Annotated in this window: 19 protein-coding genes; 12 read left to right on the forward strand and 7 right to left on the reverse strand. The window is 48.3% G+C overall.

Annotation, left to right across the window (positions count from 1 at the left end; translation table 11 throughout):
* The first annotated feature begins 186 nt into the window (after positions 1-186).
* Together AC3WRW_RS29715 and AC3WRW_RS29720 are read left to right on the forward strand one after the other, a co-directional pair.
* Positions 187-1473, forward strand: a complete 1287-nt coding sequence (locus tag AC3WRW_RS29715; protein WP_492549827.1) for a hemolysin family protein — start codon at positions 187-189, stop codon at positions 1471-1473.
* Between the two features lie 135 nt (positions 1474-1608).
* Positions 1609-2691 (forward strand): Gfo/Idh/MocA family protein, encoded by a 1083-nt coding sequence (locus AC3WRW_RS29720; protein WP_492549828.1) that lies wholly within the window; start codon positions 1609-1611, stop codon positions 2689-2691.
* Between the two features lie 77 nt (positions 2692-2768).
* On the opposite strand, the gene AC3WRW_RS29725 is transcribed toward AC3WRW_RS29720, so the two are convergent.
* Positions 2769-3644 carry a helix-turn-helix domain-containing protein gene (locus AC3WRW_RS29725; protein WP_492549829.1) on the reverse strand — a complete coding sequence of 292 codons (876 nt, stop codon included), beginning with the start codon at positions 3642-3644 and terminating at the stop codon, positions 2769-2771.
* Between the two features lie 135 nt (positions 3645-3779).
* On the opposite strand from AC3WRW_RS29725, the gene AC3WRW_RS29730 reads away from it, so the two are divergent.
* Both AC3WRW_RS29730 and AC3WRW_RS29735 read left to right on the forward strand, forming a co-directional pair.
* Positions 3780-4553 (forward strand): phytanoyl-CoA dioxygenase family protein, encoded by a 774-nt coding sequence (locus AC3WRW_RS29730; RefSeq protein WP_492549830.1) that lies wholly within the window; start codon positions 3780-3782, stop codon positions 4551-4553.
* A 575-nt stretch (positions 4554-5128) separates the two neighbouring features.
* Entirely contained in the window at positions 5129-5806 is a 678-nt protein-coding gene (locus tag AC3WRW_RS29735) for a DUF975 family protein (RefSeq protein WP_492549848.1), read from the forward strand.
* 186 nt (positions 5807-5992) lie between these two features.
* Here the strand turns inward: AC3WRW_RS29735 and AC3WRW_RS29740 are convergent, their stop codons facing one another.
* Positions 5993-6784 (reverse strand): HAD family hydrolase, encoded by a 792-nt coding sequence (locus AC3WRW_RS29740; protein ID WP_492549831.1) that lies wholly within the window; start codon positions 6782-6784, stop codon positions 5993-5995.
* 257 nt (positions 6785-7041) lie between these two features.
* Here AC3WRW_RS29740 and phnX point away from each other — a divergent pair, with 257 nt between their 5' ends.
* The 6 genes from phnX (at position 7042) to AC3WRW_RS29770 (ending at position 13927) form a co-directional block, all read left to right on the forward strand.
* A complete protein-coding gene (gene phnX, locus AC3WRW_RS29745; RefSeq protein ID WP_492549832.1) occupies positions 7042-7839 on the forward strand; it encodes a phosphonoacetaldehyde hydrolase in 798 nt (265 codons plus the stop codon).
* Between the two features lie 17 nt (positions 7840-7856).
* Positions 7857-8963 (forward strand): 2-aminoethylphosphonate--pyruvate transaminase, encoded by a 1107-nt coding sequence (phnW, locus tag AC3WRW_RS29750; protein WP_492549849.1) that lies wholly within the window; start codon positions 7857-7859, stop codon positions 8961-8963.
* Between the two features lie 142 nt (positions 8964-9105).
* Positions 9106-10209, forward strand: coding sequence for a putative 2-aminoethylphosphonate ABC transporter substrate-binding protein (locus tag AC3WRW_RS29755; protein ID WP_492549833.1), 1104 nt, complete (start codon positions 9106-9108; stop codon positions 10207-10209).
* 124 nt (positions 10210-10333) lie between these two features.
* Positions 10334-11371 (forward strand): putative 2-aminoethylphosphonate ABC transporter ATP-binding protein, encoded by a 1038-nt coding sequence (locus tag AC3WRW_RS29760; RefSeq protein ID WP_492549834.1) that lies wholly within the window; start codon positions 10334-10336, stop codon positions 11369-11371.
* Positions 11371-13092 (forward strand): putative 2-aminoethylphosphonate ABC transporter permease subunit, encoded by a 1722-nt coding sequence (locus tag AC3WRW_RS29765; protein WP_492549835.1) that lies wholly within the window; start codon positions 11371-11373, stop codon positions 13090-13092. The genes AC3WRW_RS29760 and AC3WRW_RS29765 overlap by 1 nt, the downstream gene beginning before the upstream one ends.
* Positions 13093-13138: 46 nt before the next feature.
* On the forward strand, positions 13139-13927 hold the full coding sequence (locus AC3WRW_RS29770) for a DeoR/GlpR family DNA-binding transcription regulator (protein ID WP_492549836.1): 789 nt from the start codon (positions 13139-13141) through the stop codon (positions 13925-13927).
* A gap of 241 nt (positions 13928-14168) precedes the next feature.
* Here the strand turns inward: AC3WRW_RS29770 and AC3WRW_RS29775 are convergent, their stop codons facing one another.
* Together AC3WRW_RS29775 and AC3WRW_RS29780 are read right to left on the reverse strand one after the other, a co-directional pair.
* Positions 14169-14717 carry a hypothetical protein gene (locus AC3WRW_RS29775; RefSeq protein ID WP_492549837.1) on the reverse strand — a complete coding sequence of 183 codons (549 nt, stop codon included), beginning with the start codon at positions 14715-14717 and terminating at the stop codon, positions 14169-14171.
* A gap of 207 nt (positions 14718-14924) precedes the next feature.
* Positions 14925-16622 carry a DUF2339 domain-containing protein gene (locus tag AC3WRW_RS29780; protein ID WP_492549838.1) on the reverse strand — a complete coding sequence of 566 codons (1698 nt, stop codon included), beginning with the start codon at positions 16620-16622 and terminating at the stop codon, positions 14925-14927.
* Positions 16623-16778: 156 nt separating this feature from the next.
* Here AC3WRW_RS29780 and AC3WRW_RS29785 point away from each other — a divergent pair, with 156 nt between their 5' ends.
* Both AC3WRW_RS29785 and AC3WRW_RS29790 read left to right on the forward strand, forming a co-directional pair.
* Entirely contained in the window at positions 16779-17057 is a 279-nt protein-coding gene (locus tag AC3WRW_RS29785) for a hypothetical protein (protein ID WP_492549839.1), read from the forward strand.
* Positions 17058-17265: 208 nt separating this feature from the next.
* A complete protein-coding gene (locus AC3WRW_RS29790; RefSeq protein WP_492549840.1) occupies positions 17266-19023 on the forward strand; it encodes a glycoside hydrolase family 2 protein in 1758 nt (585 codons plus the stop codon).
* Between the two features lie 40 nt (positions 19024-19063).
* On the opposite strand, the gene AC3WRW_RS29795 is transcribed toward AC3WRW_RS29790, so the two are convergent.
* From AC3WRW_RS29795 to AC3WRW_RS29805, 3 genes are all read right to left on the reverse strand, one after another.
* A complete protein-coding gene (locus AC3WRW_RS29795) occupies positions 19064-19939 on the reverse strand; it encodes a carbohydrate ABC transporter permease (protein WP_492549841.1) in 876 nt (291 codons plus the stop codon).
* Positions 19940-19954: 15 nt separating this feature from the next.
* On the reverse strand, positions 19955-20884 hold the full coding sequence (locus AC3WRW_RS29800) for an ABC transporter permease (protein ID WP_492549842.1): 930 nt from the start codon (positions 20882-20884) through the stop codon (positions 19955-19957).
* A gap of 72 nt (positions 20885-20956) precedes the next feature.
* Positions 20957-22621, reverse strand: coding sequence for a type 2 periplasmic-binding domain-containing protein (locus tag AC3WRW_RS29805; RefSeq protein ID WP_492549843.1), 1665 nt, complete (start codon positions 22619-22621; stop codon positions 20957-20959).
* Between the last annotated feature and the right edge of the window lie 76 nt (positions 22622-22697).

Genomic DNA, 22697 nt, shown 5'->3' on the forward strand with positions numbered 1-22697 from the left:
TTGCTTTTTTTAAAAACCATTTTTCTGAATGGTAGCCATGTCCTAAAGTCATTAGTTCTTACTTATGGGACACCCTCGTGACCCGACCAGGGTCATGAATGTTTTTGTTTCACAAGCCTCATAGCTGACCGCATAAATGCAGATACTGGTTATCATGGATAAAAAAACTTCTCGAAAGAGGTTCCTATGTTAATTAATTTGATGTTAATCGCACTACTTATTGTATTAACCGCTTTTTTTGTGGCAACGGAATTTGCTGTTATTCGAATCAGGCCCAGCCGCGTAGATCAAATGGTGGCGGAAGGCAAAAAAAATGCGCGCGCTGTTCAAACGGTTGTTTCCAATCTGGATGGCTACTTATCCGCCTGTCAGCTGGGAATCACGATTACCGCTCTAGGACTTGGTTGGCTTGGCGAACCGACCGTCGAGAAGCTTCTCCATCCGCTATTCACATGGATTGGCGCAGGGGAAGGCTTATCCCATTTTCTATCCTTTGCGATCGCTTTCGTATCCATCACGTATATTCACGTAGTGCTGGGTGAATTGGCCCCCAAGACGTTAGCCATCCAAAAAGCGGAAGCGATTTCCATCCTTACGGCCCCCCTCATTATTTATTTTTACAAAATCATGTACCCGTTTATTTGGTTGCTGAACGGTTCAGCGAACCAGCTTATCAAAGCGTTTGGCATGAAGCCGGCCAGCGAGCATGAAGAAGCCCATTCCGAAGAAGAAATCCGCATTATTTTATCTGACAGCTATATGAGCGGGAAAATTAATAAGACCGAATTCGGCTATGTGAATCGCATCTTTTCTTTTGATGAATTGCTGGCGCGTGAGATCATGGTGCCTCGTACGGACATGATTTGCCTTTTTGCAGATAAATCCCTTGCAGAGAACATGAACATTATTACGAGTGAAAAATATACGCGATTCCCTGTTGCTAAAGGGAGCAAGGATCATATCATCGGCTTTGTCAATACGAAGCAGTTTTTCTTGAGCTACCTGAACGATCCGGACTTTGATTTGCACAGCTTGCTGCAGCCGATGCTGACGGTTCCGGAGAGCATGCTCGTCAAAGTTTTGCTCAAAAAGATGCAGCAGCAAAATGTTCACATCGCTCTGCTGCTGGATGAATACGGCGGGACGTCCGGATTGATCACGATTGAGGACATCCTTGAAGAGATCGTCGGGGAAATTCGGGACGAGTTTGATAAAGATGAAACGAAAGAGATCGAAGTGCTTGGCGAAAATCACTACGTAGTCGAAGGAATCGTTCACATTAATGAGATCAACTATCGATTAGGAACAGACATCCATGACGAGAATGTGGACTCCATCGGTGGTTGGTTGTACAGCAAACTGCCGGAGCTGGAAGCCGGGAAAGAATGGACCTACGAATCATGGACATTCATGATCCGTGAGAGGGACGATCACCGTATCCGTAAGATTGAAATAAGGAAGAACGAAAAGTAAGAGATGTCACAATCGTATACATTTATCGCCAGATCCGAAATTTTATTTTATTTTGATTTTGGTATACTTTAAGTGTACCGACGAAGAACAAAAGATAGAAGCATACGATGTTTACATAGCTTAAGGAGGATTACGATGTCCAAAACGTATCGAATTGCGATTATCGGCTGTGGAGGAATTGCCAACGGCAAGCACATGCCAAGTTTGAACAAGCTAAAAAATGTAGAAATGGTTGCGTTCTGCGACATTATTTCTGAAAAAGCGCATGAGGCTGCCGCTAAGTATGGAAAAGGCGAAGCGCGCGTGTATGAAGATTACCGTGAGGTGCTGCAAGACAGCTCCATTGACATCGTTCATGTATGTACGCCAAATGATTCGCATGCGGAAATTACGATTGCGGCTCTGGAAGCCGGCAAGCACGTGATGTCCGAGAAGCCGATGGCGAAAACGGCTGAAGATGCGCGCCGTATGGTGGAAGCAGCGAAACGTACCGGCAAAAAGTTGACGGTCGGCTACAACAACCGTTTCCGCAGCGACAGCCAGCATTTGCACAAGCTATGCTCGGAAGGCGAGCTGGGTGATATTTACTTCGCTAAAGCTCATGCCATCCGCCGCCGCGCGGTCCCAACATGGGGAGTTTTCCTTGATGAAGAAAAACAAGGCGGAGGTCCGTTGATCGATATCGGTACGCACGCGCTCGACTTGACGCTTTGGATGATGAATAACTATGAGCCGAAGGTCGTTCTCGGCACCTCTTATCATAAATTGTCCCAACGCGAAAATGCAGCCAATGCATGGGGCCCTTGGGACCCGTCCAAGTTCACAGTGGAGGATTCCGCTTTCGGGATGATCACTATGAAAAATGGCGCGACCATTATTCTTGAATCCAGCTGGGCGCTGAACACGCTTGAAGTGGATGAAGCGAAATGTACGTTAAGCGGTACAGAAGGCGGAGCTGACATGAAGAATGGTCTTCGCATCAACGGCGAGAAGCACAGCCGCTTATACACAACAGAAGTCGAGCTGCAAGCCGGCGGCGTTGCTTTCTATGACGGCGAAACGGAAAGTGCGCCTGATCTGGAGATGCGCCTATGGATTCAGGCGATTGAAAATGATACGGACCCGGTTGTTACACCGGAGCAGGCTTGTGTCGTTTCCGAGATTTTAGAAGCCATCTATGAGTCCGCTAGAACAGGCAAAGCGGTTTACTTCGACTAATTTCAACTATTTCCCAGGAAATAAGCAAGAAATCCCCTAGATTCGAGCGCTTAGGCTTGGATGAAGGGGATTCTTTTCTATAGCTGCCTACCCGTCTGTTCCTGTTTCCGGAACTTGCCCGGGGGCAGCTTTTTTTCTTGGGTGAACGTATGCGTAAAATAATGGACGGAAGAAAAGCCCGTCACTTCGGCGATTTCTTTAATCGACAGCTCACTTGTCAATAGCAGGTGGGCTGCTTGGCGTACACGCTCACTGCGGATGAAATCGGTATAAGTTTCATGGATGCCTTCTGAGAACAGGCGCGATAAGTGGCGCTCCGAAACGTTGAGATTTCCAGCTACATCGCCAAGATGAAGAGGCTGGGACAGATTGTCGCGGATATACAGTTTGGCGCGCTGCAGCAGCATATTCGTATTTTTTCGATGGACAAAAGGTTTGTCGGTTTCTTTTCCAAAAAGGTTCAGAAACGATACGAGAAGCGTATAGGCTAACGAAGGTACGGCTGCCGCCGGTACGCTTCCTTGCCGCTCTTGAATCAGCAGCGACTTCCACAAGTGGGCAGTCGGATACTGGTCCCCGTCATCCTTGTAAACTTCGGCATGCCCCGCTAGCTCATGGAAGGCGCTTCTCATCGTCTCACCGCTTTGGGATTCGTCCAGTTCAAAGGCGACGTACATAATAAAGAGGCCTTTTTGAGTGCGGATTTGATGCGTAATGCCGGGTCTGGAACAGAAGTGGGTGCCTGCTCGAAGGAGGTAATGACGGCCTTGCTCCGTATATTCGCCTTCGCCTCCTAGCACATAGCAGACTTCGAAGAAGGAATGCTTATGGGGCTGATTGTCGAACAAGCACGGATTGACACCCCAGTATTGTATTTTGAAGCAGGCGTCAGGTCCGTGAATAACCGTTGCGATTTCATTGAGCATGGCGTTGGTTTCTTTGCACAAGTACATGATCCTTCTCACCCTTAATGTCCTTATTTTGCAAAAACCTGTCCTTTGCAGAAAAAGACAGATCGCGGTCTTATTCCCTATAATAATAAATAAGAAAGCGGTTCACAAACAAATTTTGTGATGGAGGGAAGCACAATGATTACTCGTGCAGATGTAGATTTTTATAAAGAAAATGGGTACTTGCTCGTGAAAGGGGTATTCAATCAGCGGGAAGTTGAAGAAATGCGAAATGCCGTAGAGGAAATTATTATACGTGCAGCCGAAGCCAAAGCAGATCGCAACGATCAATGGAAGGGGGATTTCCTTCCTGCGGAGGAATTGAAAAAGCTTGTCTTAAAAGGGTTTCACGATGTGCATTATCACGATGCCGCATTTATGCGCGCTGTGATCCATCCGAATATGGCTGCTGTGCTGGAGCAGCTCATTGGGCCCAATGTCCTGCTGCACCACTCCAAAATGCTCGTGAAGCCGCCTGAAAACGGCGCCGCTTTCCCGATGCATCAGGATCATCCGTACTTCCCGCATGAGAAGCACACCATGCTCGCTGCGAGCGTGCATTTGGATGATGCGGATGAAGAGAACGGCTGCCTGCGCGTGATCCCGGGCTCGCATCTGGGAGGCACATTGCAACACATGGGCCAGCATTATTTGAATCATAAAACGTATCCGATTCAAGAAGGAACGCCTTGCGTAGCCGAGGCAGGCGATGTGCTGTTCTTCAATTATTTAACGATTCATGGCTCCGAATCGAACCGCAGTTCAAGAACACGAAGAAATGTATTGTTCCAGTATCGCGACCCGAGTGACTTCCCGACGGAGCAGACGCATTTTGACTGGGGCATGGGGCTGATGGTGACGGGGAAAAACCCGCATTTCACGAAGGTGAAGCCGGAATTTAAAATCATTTAAAGTTGGAGGGGCACCTGCGGGTGCCTTTTTTGAATTCTATATGTATATGTTTTTGGGGAAATGCTGCTTTCCCCTAATTTGGCAGAATTTCGATGCGGACTGCAGAAAGTACATCAAAATCAGCAACTTCCTGTGCTGTTTCAAGTTTGTGCCCTTGCTAACAGACTGAGAGGCCCTTATTCGATTGAGAAGAACCTCTTCGAACATGAAACGGACATAAACGCTGTTATTTGCTCACTTAGGGACTGATTTCTCGCCGAAATCGGCAAATAAGGATTTTGGTGTCCGTCAGCAGAGAGACATGATGCTCTTCGCGGAGATAACGGCTGCTGTGTCCGAAGTGTGATAAGATATAGGATTCTTTCAACCGAATCGGGGTAAGAGTAGGGGAATGGCTATGGTCTGAACCCCGAGGGGGTTCTACTTTTGGCTATTCTATTGTACGATAGATAGTAAATACATGGAAATTGGATGGTGATTTCTTGGATTGGACGCGCAGTGAACTAAAAAGTAGAGCAAAGCAAGTCCTGCGAACCTCTTACTGGAAGGCTTTTCTAGTAAGCTTGTTGTTGGCAGTGTTGAGCGGCGGAGTGTCGAGTTGTTCATACAATTCGGGCGGTGGGACTTCCGTAAGCTTCCCCTTTACCGGTACTAACAGCAGTTGGGGGGATTTTATCAACAATCCGGTATTTGTTGCGGTCATGATCGGAGCGATTATGCTCCTGGTTTTTGTTGCGCTCTTATCGGTTGCTTTTCATATTTTTGTAGTAGCTCCCTTCGAAGTGAGCGTCATGCAATATTTTAAGCAGGCTGCTGAAGAAGATGTGAATATGAATTATCTAGTGTATTCCTTTCAAAAGGGCAAATATTTGGCCATCGTAAAAGGGATGTTTTTGAAAAATATTTTAACCTTTTTATGGTTTTTGCTGCTCATTATTCCGGGGATTGTAAAGTCATATGCCTACAGCATGGTGCCCTTTATTCTGGCGGATAATCCTCAAATCGGTACGAAGAGGGCGGTCGAGCTTAGTAAACACATGACGAGTGGGCAGAAGTGGAGGATTTTTGTTCTGGATCTTTCGTTTCTCGGATGGTACATCCTGGGGACGTTGGCGCTAGGCATCGGCATCCTGTTCGTGCTTCCGTACGATCATTCAACGAAAGCGGAGCTTTATGTGGTGCTTCGCCGGCAGGCTCTGTACGATGGACTTAGTACCAGCAAGGAACTGAATCTGCCGGAGGAATGGCAATAATGAAAGGACTGTTCGAAGGTCTTACCTGACCTTTGGAGCAGTCCTTTTTCGTTTAAGATTGGGCATCCCGCCCACGATTCCAGCCTCACTCAGAAGCCCTGTTTTCGCAGGACAGAAGGCTCTGGAGGCTTTTATCTGCCGGGATTAGGCTCCAAGCAAGGGTTAACGCCTTTGATATCCGTAAGGTTATGCCTCCAAAATATCAAGCAATTCACGCAGCGCTGCAATTTCATGACTAGGTGAATTGTGGAGCGGTGCTGTCTTCTGATGATGATTGATCCAAACACACCGCATGCCGACCGCTAAAGCTCCTTGGATATCGGTATTCAAATTGTCCCCGACCATGATGGCTTCTTCCGCCGAAACGCCGAGCAGGTTCAGAGCGTGTGCAAAAATAGAGGGATCTGGCTTCCCCCGCCCGAAAGAGCCGGAAATGAGAATATGATCAAAGTAATCCGCGAGTCCCGGAATGCTGTCTACTTTCTCCTGCTGCAGGTCAGGTGCGCCGTTCGTTAACAAGAGAAGCTGATACTTGGGCCGCAAAGCTTGCAACACTTCGAATGTTGTCTCATAGACCAAGGGACGTTCCCGTCGTTCCTTTGCGAACCGCAGCGCAAGGCTTTCGCCCAGCTCCGGATCATCGATACCGAGTTTGAGCAGACCCTGAGTCCATGCACTCTTTTGATATCCAGGCGCAAGCTGTCCCAGTTCCAGAAAGGCGGGAAACTCCTGCGCGTCAAACCGTCCCCAAAGTGCTTCCAAGTGTGTGATTTCAATCATTTTCGCATAATCGTAACAGGCCAGCTCCTTGAATAAGCGCTCAGATGATTCGCGCACCTCGCATTCAAGAGCGGATGGATCTACTTGTACAGCTTCAGCGGCTCCTTGACAGGTTGCCTTGAATGCTTCCTCAATACTTCTTTCATCCCATAGCAGCGTATTGTCCAAATCGAAAATAACCGCTTTAATCGGCTTCATCCCCATGATCCCTCCCCGTGTTTATTTATTTAATTTCCAACATAATGCCAAGGAAGTCAACTGGAATGTTTAGCGATGTAAGTAAATTCGGCCACATAAGCAACTAAAACAAATAAAAACAAATTAAAAACACAAATTTTACATGGATTTAACGCTGCGATTACATTTCTAGTTTAAGATGTACCTATAGACGCAACCAAATCCAACAAAAGTGTTAGGCATTACAATCAAATCAGTCAAAACAGGAGGAATATCCAATGATACAAGCAGTTATTTTTGATTGGGCGGGGACGATGGTGGACTACGGATGCTTTGCTCCCCTTAACGTGTTCATGGAGGTTTTTCGCAAGAGAGAGATTGCCATCACATTGTCTGAAGCAAGAGCTCCGATGGGACTGCTCAAACGCGATCATATTAGCGCAATTTTAAAAATGGAACGGGTTGCCGGCTTGTGGTTGGAACGATACGGTCAGCTGCCGCAGGAATCGGACGTTGACGCGCTTTATGCGGATTTTGAACCGATGATGATGGCTGTCGTTGATCAATATGCCGAGCCCGTCCCGGGATCTCTGGAACTGGTAGAGCGCTTGCGTCAAGATGGCATTCGAATCGGCTCAACAACGGGCTACACGGCTGAGATGATGAGGATTGTCACCGTGGAAGCGAAGAAACGCGGTTATGCTCCGGACCATTTGGTAACGCCGAATGATGTGCCTGCCGGTCGTCCTTATCCTTGGATGATCTACGAGAACGCGGCTGCCCTGAATGTCTATCCCTTGTATAGCGTAATCAAGGTGGGGGACACGGTGAGCGATATCCAGGAAGGCGTCAACGCCGGTACTTGGACAATTGGCGTCGTTCTTGGCAGCAGCGAGCTGGGCATGAGTGAAGCGGAAGTGGCAGCTTGCGAGGCGGATATGCTGCAAGCGCGGATGGATGCGGTCGCAGCCAAATTTCGTGAAGAAGGCGCACATTACGTTATTCAAACCATCGGCGAACTTGACCAGCTCATTCCAGTAATCAATCAAAAACTTCAAAGAGGTGAACGTCCATGACAACAACGACGAATCAACTGCCGGATAACCCTTACTTATTGCTGACGCCAGGCCCTTTATCGACAAGTAAAAAAGTAAAGGCTGCCATGCTGCGCGACTGGTGTACGTGGGACCAGGATTACAATCAACTCGTGCAGTCCATTCGCAGCCGGCTGGTCGCGATGGCGTCGAGCAAACCGGATGACTACACGGCTGTGCTTATGCAAGGAAGCGGTACGTTTTGTGTGGAATCGGTGATCGGTTCCGTCATTCCGAAAGAAGGCAAATTGCTCGTTCTAACGAACGGTGCTTACGGTAAAAGAATTGCCCAAATGGCCGAAGTTCTCGGCATTTACTCGATCGTGCTGGATGCCGGGGAGACCAAGCCGGTTAACGTCAAGCAGCTTGAGGAAGTGCTCAAGGTAGATTCATCCATCACGCACGTTGCGTTCGTTCATGTTGAAACTACGACGGGGATGATCAATCCGATCGCGGATGCAGCCCGTATTGCCAAACAGTACGGCAAAACGTTAATTGTGGATGCGATGAGCTCCTTTGGCGGCATTCCGATTGATGTAGCGGCGCTAAACATCGATTATTTAATCAGCAGTGCCAATAAATGCATACAAGGTGTTCCCGGTTTCGGATTTATTATTGCCCGTAAAAAGTCTTTGATGACATGCAAAGGCTTAAGCCGTTCCTTGTCGTTAGATTTGTACGATCAGTGGGAGACTATGGAGCAAGGCAATGGCAAATGGCGCTATACCTCGCCTACGCATACGGTTCGAGCTTTTGATCAAGCGCTTCAGGAATTGGAAGAAGAAGGCGGCGTTGCGCGCAGATTCGAAAGATTCACTCGCAATCAACATACGTTGGTTGCCGGCATGCAGCGTCTCGGTCTGCAAACTTTGCTTCCGTCCGAGCTGCAATCGCCGATTATCACCTCTTTCTTGTATCCGGATTCGCCTGTGTTTTCCTTTGATGAGTTCTATTCGCGTATTAAAGAGGAAGGCTTTGTGATTTATCCGGGCAAAATAACCGCTGCCGCGACGTTCCGAATCGGCAATATTGGGGATATCCATCTTCCTGACATCGAGCGCTTGCTTGCAGGCATCGAGAGACAGATATTTTGGAAAATGAGTTAAAACAAATTAAAACCAAGTAATAAAATTTAAAAACAAACATTTTACTTGCACTTAATACTGAATTTACAAATCTATTTTATACTAATTTTATCAGGTTAAGAAATCAAAGCCGATAAATTCGAATGAAGGTGGGAGTAGGAAGATGAAAAGATCAGTAGGAAGTGCAGTCGCATTGTTGTCAGTTGCTATTATGTTAGGGGCTTGCGGCGGTAAGGCGGTAACTCCAGACGGAACGAAAACAGGGACATCCGCGCCGGCAGCAAGCGCAGAAGCGAATGTGGATACGAAGAGCAAGGACTTAACCGTCTACACGGCATTGGAAGATGATCAAATCAAAACGTACCTCACAACTTTTAAAGCCAAATATCCGGATGTAAAAGTAAACATCGTTCGTGATTCTACTGGAATCGTAACGGCCAAACTGCTTGCCGAGAAAGACAACACACAAGCAGACGTTGTATGGGGCTTGGCCGCAACAAGCTTGCTTGTGCTGGATCAGAACAGCATGTTAGAGCCATACGCACCAAAAGGCGTTGAACGTATTCTGCCTGATTTTAAAGATAAAAATCCGGTCACTCATTGGGTTGGCATCGATGCTTGGGAGACGGCGTTCATCGTGAACAAAGTGGAGATGGAGAAGCGCAAGCTTGCCATTCCGCAATCCTATGAGGATCTCGTGAAGCCGGAATACAAAGGGCTGATTACAATGCCAAACCCGTCATCTTCAGGTACTGGATTCTTGACGGTTTCCGGACTAGTGCAATTGAAAGGCAACGATGCGGCATGGGATTATATGAACAAATTGCATGACAACATTGCGATGTATGTTCATTCCGGTTCCAAGCCTGCGAAATTAGCCGGCACAGGGGAATATCCGATAGGTATTTCCTTCGGTTACCGCGGCATTCAAGAGAAGAAAAGCGGTTCTCCGGTCGAAGTGGTATTCCCTAAGGAAGGTTCCGGCTGGGATGTTGAAGCGAATGCCCTCATGAAAAAGAAAGTTGTGAAGCAGGTCGCTAAGGACTTCCTGGATTGGGCGATTACCGACGACGTTATGAAAGAATATAATAAAAATTACGCCATTCTGGCTATCAAAACCGATGCAGCTAAAATCCCGGACGGCTATTCGGTTGATCCGATCAAGCAGCTTATTAAAAATGATTTGAACGATGCCGCCAAAAAACGCGACACGGTTCTGGCTGAGTGGGACAAGCGTTACAACGCTAAGAGCGAGCCGAAAAAATAAAAGCAAAACCAACAAAAGGCTGACTGCGAACCATGCTTTGCAGCAGTCTTTTTTCTATCATTAACAAAACGATAACAATTCGACCTTATACTCAAGTTAACAAGACTTAGGAGGCTGCTTGATCATGACACAAGCTTACTTGTCCATTCAAGGAGTAAACAAAACTTTTGGATCTTTCAGCGCTTTGAAAAATATTCATATTGATATTCAGAAAAATGAGTTCATTTGTTTACTGGGCCCAAGCGGGTGCGGCAAAACGACGCTGCTTCGCATCATTGCCGGATTGGAGAAGCCGACGCAAGGCCGCATTACCGTTGGCGGCAAAGATATTACGGCGCTGCCGCCGGCCAAAAGAAACTTCGGCATGGTGTTCCAGTCTTATGCGCTTTTCCCGAACCTGACTGCCTATCAGAACGTAGCATACGGCTTGCAAGGCAAGAAGCTCTCGAAGAAAGAGATCGATGAGAAAGTGCGTGAAGGGCTGTCTTTGGTCGATTTGCTGCATCTCCACGATCGTTACCCGGCCCAAATGTCCGGCGGACAGCAGCAGCGTGTCGCACTGGCCCGGGCTATTGTGCTGTCGCCGGATTTCCTGCTGCTGGACGAGCCGCTTTCGGCGCTGGATGCCAAGGTTCGCGTCAAGCTTCGCGAGCAAATTTGCGAGCTGCAGGACAAGCTCGGCATAACAACGGTGATGGTCACGCATGATCAAGAGGAAGCGCTCACGATGGCAGATCGCATTGTCGTGATGAAAAACTCCGAAGTCGTACAAATGGGAACGCCGGAACAAGTTTATGAGCAGCCGAATTCGGCCTTTGTCGCCGATTTTATCGGATCGATTAATTTCCTGGAGAACAGGCAGCAGGCCGAGCTGTCGCCGAAGGGGAGTCTGGCGATTCGACCTGAGCATATCCGTATTTCTGCGTCAGAATCGAACAGAGGCATGAAGGCGGTTGTGAAGCATGTCGAGTTCCGGGGAGCCTTCTACAGAGTGCTGCTTCAACCGGCAGCAGGCAGCGGCTACGAGGATGCGCTTCTGACCGTGGATGTGTCGGCACAAGCGTCTCACCAACTGAGGCTGGCCAAACATGCCGTGGTATCCGTTGAATTTCCGCAGGAGAAAATGATTACGTTCCCGGCAGACAGCATGGTAGGTGCCTGATGAACAAGGGAATAGTCAGCATGAATCCGCCGATCCGACGCCACTTTGGAACCCTCTTTTCCTTGCAAAATGTGTTGATTGTACTGCTCGTACTTACACTGACAACAAGCACGTTGATTCCGTTACTCCTTTTGTTCAGCAAAGCTTTTCTCAATAAAAATGAGGAGTACGTTGGATTAGCTAATTTTATCCAATATTTCTCTACGCCATCACTGATCCAATCGCTAACGAACACGATTTGGATTTCGGTGCTATCCACAGCACTCGCTGTTGTTCTCGCTTTCACCTATGCGTACGGCATAAGCCGCACCGCTATCCGCGGGAAAAGTTATTTCCGCTATGTGGCCTTGCTGCCGCTCTTTCAGCCGACCATGATGCACGGCATTGCACTTACCTATTTGTTTGGCAATCAAGGGATGATCACGAACGGTTTTTTCGGCCTTTTGCCGGGGCTGCGCATTGGGATTTACGGCCCGGTCGGGATCGTCATATCGGAAGTCATTTATTTATTTCCCCAGGCTTTTCTAATCTTTATTACAGCTTTGTCAATGACCGACCAGCGGCTCTATGAGGCAGCGGAATCGCTAGGCGCTAATAAATTCAAAACGTTTTTCACCGTAACCCTGCCATCCGTCAAATATGGCCTGATCAGTGCCATCTTCGTTTGCTTCACCGCCAGTTTTACGGATTTCGGGGCGCCTCAAGCCATCGGAGGCAAGTTTAACGTCTTGGCCACGGATATTTACAAGCAGGTGATCGGACAGCAGAACTTATCCATGGGTGCAACGGTGGGCATCCTGCTGACGATTCCGGCCATCGTTGCTTTTGCTGTAGACCGGTTCGTAGAGCGCAAGCAGCGCTCGATGCTTTCTTCGAAATCGACGCCGTACCGCGTGCCGGAAGGACGTGCCCGCGATAGGTTTTATCGGGTATTTTGCCTCCTGGTCTCTATTGCGATCCTGATTCCGTTGTTCACGATTGTATTTGCTTCGCTCGTTAAGGTATGGCCGTACAAATTGAGCTTAAGCTTCAAACACTATGACTTTTCGAGTGTGGCGGGGTCAGGCTTGGAGCCGTTCTGGAATTCGCTGAAAGTCTCCCTCATTACTGCGGTGGCCGGCACGATGATCACCTTCGGTTTCGCTTATTTGATCGAAAAGACCAGATCGATGAAAGGCATGCGACAGGTCGGCTATTTCTTGTCCATCTTACCGCTTGCGCTTCCGGGTATGGTCATTGGTCTGGCTTATATTTTCTTCTTTAACGATCCTGGCAATCCGCTGAATTGGATGTATGGGACAATAGCGATCATTGTGCTTGCGAACATTACGCATTTCTATGCGGTTCCCTTTATCACGGCTACGACTGCGCTGAAAAAGCTGGACAAGGAGTTCGAACTCGTCTCGGAATCGATGCGCATCCCTTTTTACAAAACATTTCTAAAAGTAACGGTGCCCATGTCTTTACCGGCTATTATCGAAATTGCCATGTACTTTTTTGTTAACTCAATGGTTACGGTATCTGCGGTCGTGTTCCTGCGGTCTGCGGATATGAACCTTGCCGCTGTGGCCTTGGTTAATATGGAAGATGCAGGAGACGTAGCAGCCGCTGCGGCGATGTCTACGCTGATTGTCGGGACGAATATCGCGGTCCGTTTGGTGTACGAGTTTATTTTGAAAAAGGTGAAAAAAAGAACGGCTGCTTGGCAAATGCCGAAGTAAGACCTGCCGGGCAGCAAACCATGCCGAAATTGGAGGGTTCGACCTTATGTCTTTGATCGGTGAAGAACGGAAAAATGTTATTCTCAATCAGCTGAACTTGGAAGGCAAAGTAAAGACGAATGATTTGGTCGAGCGTTTGGAAGTTTCTTCAGAGACGATACGCCGGTATTTGGAGGAGCTGGAGGAAGAAAATAAGCTGAAACGGGTATACGGCGGCGCGGTCAAAATTAATGTGTCCAGGGATGAGCCGTCGCACCTGAAGAGGGAAGTTCTGTACGCGGACGAGAAGCGCAAAATCGGCAGATCGGCAGCGACCATCGTTGAGGATAATGACGTGATCTTCATCGATGACGGCACAACGACCTTGCATATCATCGATTATTTGCTCAACAAGAAAAACTTGACGGTTTTAACAATATCCATACCTGCCCTGTACTTATTAATTGATTATAAGAACAAAGGCCTGTTCTCAGGCGACATTTTTATGATTGGCGGCAAAGTAAACGCGATGCATTCCAGAGTAACGGGGCTGCTGGCTGAGAAGATGGTGGAAAATTTCAATGCGGATAAGGCATTCCTGTCCGTGGACGGTATGATGCTGGACAAAGGGATCACGGGTTTCGAAGAAAGCAAAGGCCAATTGACCCAGCAATTGATGAAATTCAGCAAGCAAAACATCGTACTCTGCGATCACTCGAAGTTCGGTCTTGTGCAATTTTACAAAATCGCCGACTTAAAAGAGATCGACATCATTGTCAGCGATGTTCCCGCCCCGAAAGAATGGCAGCCTGACCTGAAGAAAAAAGGTGTCGTTTGGATCTCGCCGACCGACTAGCTGTGTGTGCCATAGTGCAAGTGCATGTTTACAATGTCTACAAAAATTTGTAATCAAAAAGAAATGTTTCTTTCATCTAACTTTAATGAAACAAGCCTATAATAGAACTCGACCCCCTTTAAAATATAAATACTTTAAGACCCGCAGCCCGTTGCTGTGGGTCTCTTTTTATCTCCAAGATGCAGGCCGCGAAAAAGAAAAAACAGGTCGAATCTTCGATTCGCCTGTTCTTGGGCAAGACTTATTTTTTTGCTGCGTCAGTGACAATAAATTTGCCGTCTACTTTTTTGGTGGAGTAGGTTACGCCGTCTTTCGTCGTGAACTTGACTAGATCGGCTGTATTCGCCGCATCGAACGTGATGTCCGCTTTTGTTGTAGTTAACAGGTTAGTCGGGAAGAACGCGGCAGAGTTTGTTACAATGGCTCCGTCAGCCTTCTGATCGGTCAAATAGTGAGCCGCCAGTTTATCCGCCATCGCGCTATCGAAGTAGCTGGAAAGGAATTTCACGGCTTTCTCTTTGCTGTCTGCGGCGATAGGGTTAAGAATCGGCTTGTCGTCTTTGGATTTTGCTTCTCCGAAAAGGAAGCCCGCTTTTTCTTGCGCAATTCTGGCAGCGATATACCCTTTCATATTGACAGCGTCCTGAGTCTCAGCAGTTGCCTGCGGGGAAGCGGCAGCGCTGGCCGTTGGAGCGGGGCTTGCCGTGTTTTTCGGTTCTGAGGAGCAAGCTGCTCCGGTAACCATCATCGTAAGCAGGATTACGCCTGCGGCTGTTTTTTTTAAAGTCATGGTGATCCACCTCTTTATCTTGTTAATGTATGTATTTGTAAGTAAATACATATTATATATAAAATTTTAATCGCAAGTCTAGAATATACGCTATTTTAAAGGGTAATGCAATGATTTCAAGGAAAGTTCACATTCTATCATGCCCCCGAAAAAGTGAAAAAGCCTTCATATCCCCAGGGAAGCGGGGGTGAAGGCTTTTACGTTAAGTCAACGGTCGTTGGGTTCCTTGCGCTTATAAAACAGCCTGGAGATTCCAACCCCAATGGCGCCAAGGCCGATAAACAGGATCGCCCGAACGGCGGTGGAAACGTCAGGTAAATCAATGAATATGATTTTGAGCAGGGTGACGAATAAGAACAGGATGCCGATCAGATTCGCCTTCGCTCGCCGGACAAACAGTCCTGCAATAATGAGGAGCACGGCGTACACTGCCCAGACCCCTGAGAGGATAAGATGTTTGTAATCAGCATCGAGCCCGCTCGTCAGGACATTCGTTAATTGGGAGATGAAAATGAGCAGAAAAACAAATGCCATCCATAGCAAAAGGAGAGGGAGTCGCGACGGTACACGGCCTTCCCGGGCATAAGAGCGGAAATAGGCGTATAGACCGCAAACGGTAGCGACAAGCACCAGCCAACCGAAAGATTCGTAGGAGCCTATGCGATGAATAGGATGGACGAATACAAACAGCATGCCGATCAAATAAGCGAGAGCGCCGCTGAGCTGCTGCAGTCTGCTTTGGAAGCGGACTCCCAAAGAGAGAGCTATGCCGCCTTCGATCAGCAGCGCTGCTCCGCTTTGGTCGGCATGAAGGACGCTGAGCAGCCATAGGAACGTGCTGAACGTCGCGATCGATAGCTGCACGGAGAAGGCACGCTTTTGCCAGTGGAGCCGGAAGGATGTGCCGATATACAGAACCGACCACAAAGCGAGCATCCACTCGTAGAGGTGCCGATCCCCGGCTGAATCGCCATACAGTCCGTATGTCCATGCGGCAACCAGGCCAAAGCTTAAGAACAAGGTGATACGCTGCCCGATTCGGCTGTCTTGGGATCGCAGAAGCGCAATCCCGAAGAGGAGCAGATGCTGCAGGATGACGACGGTGAGCAAAGCGGTACGGTCATTCGCGCCATAGCTGAGCAAGGTTGAAAGGAGCAGGGGCAAATGCAGTACGCCAAAAGCGGTAAAATAAGCGCCGCGGAAAGAATAACGCAAGGATAACAGCATCATCGCCATGGAAAAGAGGCCTTCATAACCGGCGAAAACCCAATGATTCGGCTGTGCAGATGCTACCATGAAAGGAACGAGATAACCGGCAAGCAGGGTGATGATCATGAGTGCCTGAGATCGGTGACGAATCGCTGTAAACACGCTTGCAGCAATAGAAAGGATATAAAGAACAAACGCAAGCCATGGGGGGATGAGTCCAAAGAGCATATGCGCGGCGAAGAGCGATAACACCAGAACTGCGCTTGCTCCGCCGAGCAGAACTTGCCCCAGCGCTGTGCGCGTGCGGCGCATTTGTGTTTCGCCTTGCCAGTACATAAGGCCTGCTGCAAGGATTCCGAGGATGCACCGCACCGGTTCCGTGATGAAGCCGGCACTCACGGCCGCAGTAAACCCCCAGAGAACGCCAAGCAGGAAGACGATGATAAATATGCGCGGCAGCCAGACGCGGGCGATTAGATGCTCCCAATCTCTTGGGGGAGCGGGCGGAGCCGCGGGCACAGCGGGTTCTTGATGCGGACGAGACGGAGGAGACGGCTGGGATTGCTCCGTTTTAGGAGACGGCCAATCTGAGCTTTGCGATTTTGCGGCCGTTTTGCGATCCAGCGCTTGGTCCAGGAGCTGCTCCAGCGCTTTAACTTTTTGTTCCAATGCGGCAACGCGCTGTTCTAGATCCATAAATGCCCCCTTGATGTTCATAGTTTAGGTATGTTTTTCCAACTCATTCTATGTTAACATGGGTCGGGCAAGACGTGTATCGCTGAGAAAAATAAAAGTGGGACAACTATGCTACAATAGTGATAAACCCGAATAGGAACTAGGAGATGACTCATCATGAGCAAGGAATTGAATGAACAAGAGCTGATCCGTTTTATTGCGGAACAATCGAAGGCAGATACGAAGCAAATTGAGCTCGTGCTAAAGTATGAGAAAGCGTACATTCTCAAAGCGGAGGAAAACGCTAAAGGGGAAGTCGATATCGACAGCGACGAGCTGATCGATCATATTTTGAGCCGGCCGGATGTGAAGCTGACGGAGCTGGCGGTGGACACCATTTTGGAAGCGGAAATGGCGTATTTGATGAAACATGGATTTGCCGGGTACATGGATTAATGGAAAAAGGACGATGCGGGGATGATCCCTGTGTCGTTTTTTTGTGCCTGCGGCGGCGGGCTATGTTCTTCTTCTTCACTTAATGTAACTTAGAAGTTAATTGAATAACATGTATTGACAATAAATAAGGGGAAGATGATAATAGTCTTAGTTATACATAGCTTATTTAATTAACATTTTAGTTAATATTATGGAGGTGGCCGCAACTATGACAAATCAACCCCGGGCAGATTACCCTAGACCTCAATTTGTTCGAGACAACTGGGTGAGCTTGAATGGCGAGTGGGAGTTCGAATTTGATGATGACCGTGCAGGCAGCAAAGAGAAGTGGCATACAGGCGATAAGGCATTTTCCACAACGATTCAGGTGCCTTTTGCGTTTCAGAGCAAGCTGAGCGGTATTGGCAGCAATGAATTTCATGATGTTGTATGGTACCGCAGGCAAGTGGTAATTCCGAATTCATTTGCAAATAAACGGGTTTTGCTCCACTTTGGCGCGGTTGATTACGATGCTTCCGTTTGGGTCAACGGCTGTCTGGTGGCGACGCACGAGGGCGGGCATACGCCTTTTCATGCGGATATTACCGATGCCCTGCAGGATGGGACGAATACATTGGTCGTCAAAGCCGTCGATTACTCCCGGGATGTGACGCTCCCCAGAGGCAAGCAGTACTGGCTTTCGAATTCGGCAAGTATTTTCTATACGCGAACGACCGGCATTTGGCAAACGGTATGGATGGAAGCGGTATCCGCCGACGCCTATTTGGAAAAAGTGAAAATGACGCCGGACATTGATGAGAAGCAGGTGGAATTCCAATTTTTCATTGAAGCCGCTAAGGCACAGGTTAAACAGCAGGTGAAGGTTGAGATTTTCTTCAAAGGGGAGCTGGTTTCGGAGGATACGTATTCACTGAAAGACAGTTTTGGGACGAGAAAGGTTCGTTTGAGCGATTTTAACGATCACGGACTTGGCGGCTGGTGGTCGCCGGAGCATCCGAATTTGTACGATGTGACGTTTACCCTATTGCTCGACGAACAAGTTGTTGATGTCGTAACGAGTTACTTCGGAATGCGTAAAGTTTCAATCGAGGATGGCAAGCTTTGTCTCAACAACCGTCCTTATTTTCTGAAAATGGTGCTGGATCAAGGCTATTTCCCGGATGGAAATTTGACGCCGCCAAGCGATGAAGCGATCAAACAGGATGTAGAGCTGACGAAAGCGATGGGCTTCAACGGCGCCCGCAAGCATCAGAAGCTGGAAGATCCGAGATACTTGTGCTGGTGCGACCGGCTCGGCCTTGTTGTCTGGAGCGAGGCGGCGAATGCCTATGAGTATTCAGAAAAGTACGTAGGGCGTTTTACCAAGGAATGGCAAGCTTCTGTGGAACGGGATTATAACCACCCGGCGATTATTGCTTGGGTTCCGCTCAATGAAAGCTGGGGAGTTCCCAATATTCAAATCGATAAAAGGCAGCAGCAGCACGCGCTGACCATGTACCATTTGACCAAATCCCTCGATCCGATGCGTCCAGTCATCTCCAATGACGGCTGGGAACTGGTGAAAACGGACTTGTTCGCGATTCATGATTATGAGTGGCGGGAAGAGGTGCTGACAGCACGCTACAGCTCAAAGGAGAAGGCTGTTCAGGCGATGCCGGCTAACCGGCGCCTCTCTGTAGAAGGCTTCCCTTATGAAAACCAGCCGATTCTCGTTACCGAGTTTGGCGGCATTGCCTACAAGAAGAGCGACTGGGAGGGCTGGGGATATTCAGGCGCGGATAACGATGAAGACTATGAGCAGAAGCTGCGTGCTGTCATCCGTCCTCTGCTCAATTCGGGAGTTGTACAGGGCTACTGTTATACGCAATTAACCGATGTGGAGCAGGAAATAAACGGCTTGCTCACCTATGACCGGAAGCCGAAAATTCCGGTTGAACGGATTAAAGCGATTAACGAGCGTAAATAGAAGAGAGCCGGGGAGCTGGATGCGCCCTGGCTCTTAATTGTTACCCTTTGACTGCGCCAATCATAACGCCTTTGACGAAATATTTTTGCACGAAAGGGTATAAGATGAGAATCGGTACGGAAGCGACCATGATCGTGGCATACTTGATGGTTTCCCCGATTTGAAATTGATCGGCTGCATTGGCCCCGGTTGTCATGGTGTCGGTATTATTCGCGATCAGAATTTCCCTGATGGTGAGCTGAAGTGGGTAGAGATCGCGATCTTTCAGGAAGATGGAGGAATAGAACCAACCATTCCATTTTTCAACGGCATAGTAAAGAATCATAACGGCAATGACAGGCATGGAGAGCGGGATAATGATGCGGAACAGGATGACAAAATGGTTCGCCCCGTCCATTTTTGCAGATTCTTCAAGGCTTTCAGGCACAGCCATAAAGGCTGTACGCATAATAATCAGATTAAAGGTGTTCACGGCAAAAGGCAGAATCGTCGCCCAAAGGGAATCAATTAAACCTACGCCTTTGACCACAAGGTAAAGCGGGATGAGGCCGCCGCTGAAAAACATCGTAATGACGACAATGAAAATAAACACATTGTTCCACATGACATTTTTACGTGAAAGGACATAAGCGCCTAATGAGGTGACGATAAGGTTCGTTGTAACACCGAAGGTCAGGATGAACAGCGTATTCCGGTAACCTTTGAGAATCGCAGGGTTGTCAAAAACGTTTTTGTATGCTTCGAGGCTGAAGCCCAAGGGCCTATACAGAAATCCTTTGTGGGTGATCAACTGCCCAGCGTCGCTGATAGAAGCGAAGGTGACGTAGAGAAGCGGATACAACGTAACGACAACAAGCAAGAGCAATAAAACGTGGATGATCGCAGTAAACGCTTTATCTGAGTAGCTGGTTTTCACTTCAGTCCCTCCTTCTTACCATAAGCTGCTTTGGCTTACTTTTTTACTGATTTTGTTGGCGGCAATGAGCAGGGCCAGATTGATGACGGAATTGAACAAGCCGACGGCGGAGGAGTAGCTCCAACCGAATTCAATCAATCCTTTCCGATACACGAAGGAGGAAATAACGTCAGCCGTATCGTAGGTGCTCGGGTTATACAGCAGAATGATTTTCTCGAAGCCAACGTTCAATAAATTTCCCATCCGCAGAATGAACATGATGGCGATTGTGGGGAGAATACCCGGCAGGGTAATATGCCAAACTTGCTTCAGTTTGCTGGCTCCGTCCATTTTCGCCGCTTCGTACTGCTCCTGATCGATCCCCATAAGAGCCGCTAAATAAATGATGGACTCCCACCCGATTTTCTGCCATATTTCCGATAAAATATAGATCGTCCGGAACAGTTCCGGTTTCTGCAGCATCGCCGTATCGCTGGCGCCAAAATGAGTGAAGAAGTTATTGATCAAACCGCCATTGTTCGTAAAATCTTTGATCATCCCGGCAATCACGATCAGTGAAATAAAATAGGGCATGTACGTGACCGTTTGCACGAAACGCTGAAATTTTTTGTTCGTCAGCTCATTGATCAGAATCGCCAGAAGGATAGGAGCCGGAAACTCAAAGCAAAGCGAGTATAGCGAGATAATGACGGTATTTTTGAGAATCCGCCAGAAATAGTAGGAGCTGAAGAAATCGTTGAAGTGCTGGAAGCCGACCCATGAGCTGCCCAAAATGCCCTTATTCGGGGTATACTCCTTGAAGGCAATCAGAGCTCCATACATCGGTGCATAATGGAAGACAATGTAGTAGACCAATACGGGAACCATCATCAAGTACAAATATTTATTGAGCAGAAAATCGCGTTTGAAGCGTACTTGGAACGCTGCTTGCCCATCTTTGCGCATGAAATCTCTCCTTTCGCCGCGATTTTCTTGAGAAGAGGGAGCGCGGGTAGTGCCCTCCCTCGGCAGTGTTAATTATCTTTTGTTATAACGGTCCAAGGATGCTTTCTTGATTTCAAGCGCGCGGCTCAGCTTCACGGACTTGAATTTTTCTTGGTATTTCTCAAAAGAGTCTACAGGCTCTGTGCCAAGGATGATTTTGAGCGTCATTTCGTCGACCAATGTGTTGAGGTCCGTCATGATTTTGGCAAGCTCAGTACTTTCTTCCGGTGTAGCCGTGATAGGCGGCAATTTGTACTTATCTACATTTGTTTTGGACCAAGTCGTAACGGCGTCACGCTGGGTTTGCAAGGCCAAATATTGCTCGATGTAACGCTTGTCTTGAACGAAAGGACCGTTGTAATTACCGCGGATGTAAAGCGACATCGATTGCGCCGGAGCCAGTTTATCCGGATTTTTCATGAGCAGATCGGTGTATTTCGGGTAATTATTCTCCATTTTGTAGGAAACGCCTTCGGTTCCGAAGTTGAAGAACATATGGCCTGCGTCGGAATAGCCATAGTCAAGCAGCTTGGCCGCTGTCTCGATGTTTTTGGACGAAGCTGTGATGGCAACCATACCGCCAGGCGAGAAGGACGGATCTTTCTGGCCGTACATGGCGATGTCGCCTTTTTTGAGCACCGGATACGGCGCTCCGACGAGCACGCCTTTCGGATCTTTCGCTGTGATCAGCGGTTGGAATTTGCCGATACCGCCGCCGGCATTGCCGACGGTCACGCCGGTTGCTCCCGAAGCCATGTTGGCATCCAAAGCTTTGCTGTCGGCCGTTGCAAAGTTTTTGTCGATCAATCCTTCCTCGTACCATTTGTGCAGTGTGGCGAGGAAGTCTTTGTAGCCTTTTTCAGCCGGACCAAACTTAATGGTGCCATTATCCGTGTAGAAATCCCGCGTCACGCCGAAAGCTCCGGCGAAGGCGCCGTTTGCCAATTCGTTGAACGGTCTGGGCACGCTGACAACAGAGAATGCGGCTGTAGCGCCTTTTTTCTCTTTAAAAGCTTTAAGTGTCGTGTACCACTCGTCAATCGTTTCAGGAACAGGCAGACCTAGATCGTCCAGCCAATCTTTCCGGACAATCGGACCTTGATAGACACGCAGATAATCATCGCCGCGAATGAATGGGAAGGAATAGTAGCTTCCATTATCGGTTTTTACTTGTTTATCGATTTCCGGATGTTCTTTGAGGTATTTCTTCAAGTTCGGCGCAAATTTATCGAGCGTATCGTTTAGTTTTAAAATGTATCCGTCTTTGATTGCTTTTTCAGGACCGCCGGGGAAGGCCCCCTGCCAGTCAAACTCGATCATATCCGGAAGGTCGCCGGAAGCTAACAAAACGTTCAATGCTTGCTGTCCTTGGTTCGTAGGAGGGGCAAGGAATTTCAATGGAACGCCGGTCTTTTTCTGCCAATCTTGGAAGAAAGGAACGTCAGCGTGTGCGGCTTTAACTCCGGTCAGGTTGCCGGGCAGCTCGCCCCAGTACGTTAGCGTTTTGTCCGATTTAATCGGATACGTGACGGCTGCCGCTGCCGTTGTCGCCGGAGTTGTCGCTGCCCCGGCGGTTGCTTTCGGACTGGCGCTGTTTTGCGTACTCGGCGTACCGGAAGACGAACAAGCAACCGTCAAGCTTCCCATTAACGATGTAGCGACAAGCACGGTGAACATCTTTTTTCTGTTTTTTTGCATCGGTTGACCTCCTAAGAGTTTTTCGCCAGAAAAGCTGGCTTCGAAAGCGTTACTGAGTTTTTCGCCAGAAAAACTG

The organism is Paenibacillus sp. FW126-R14 (assembly GCF_058789495.1).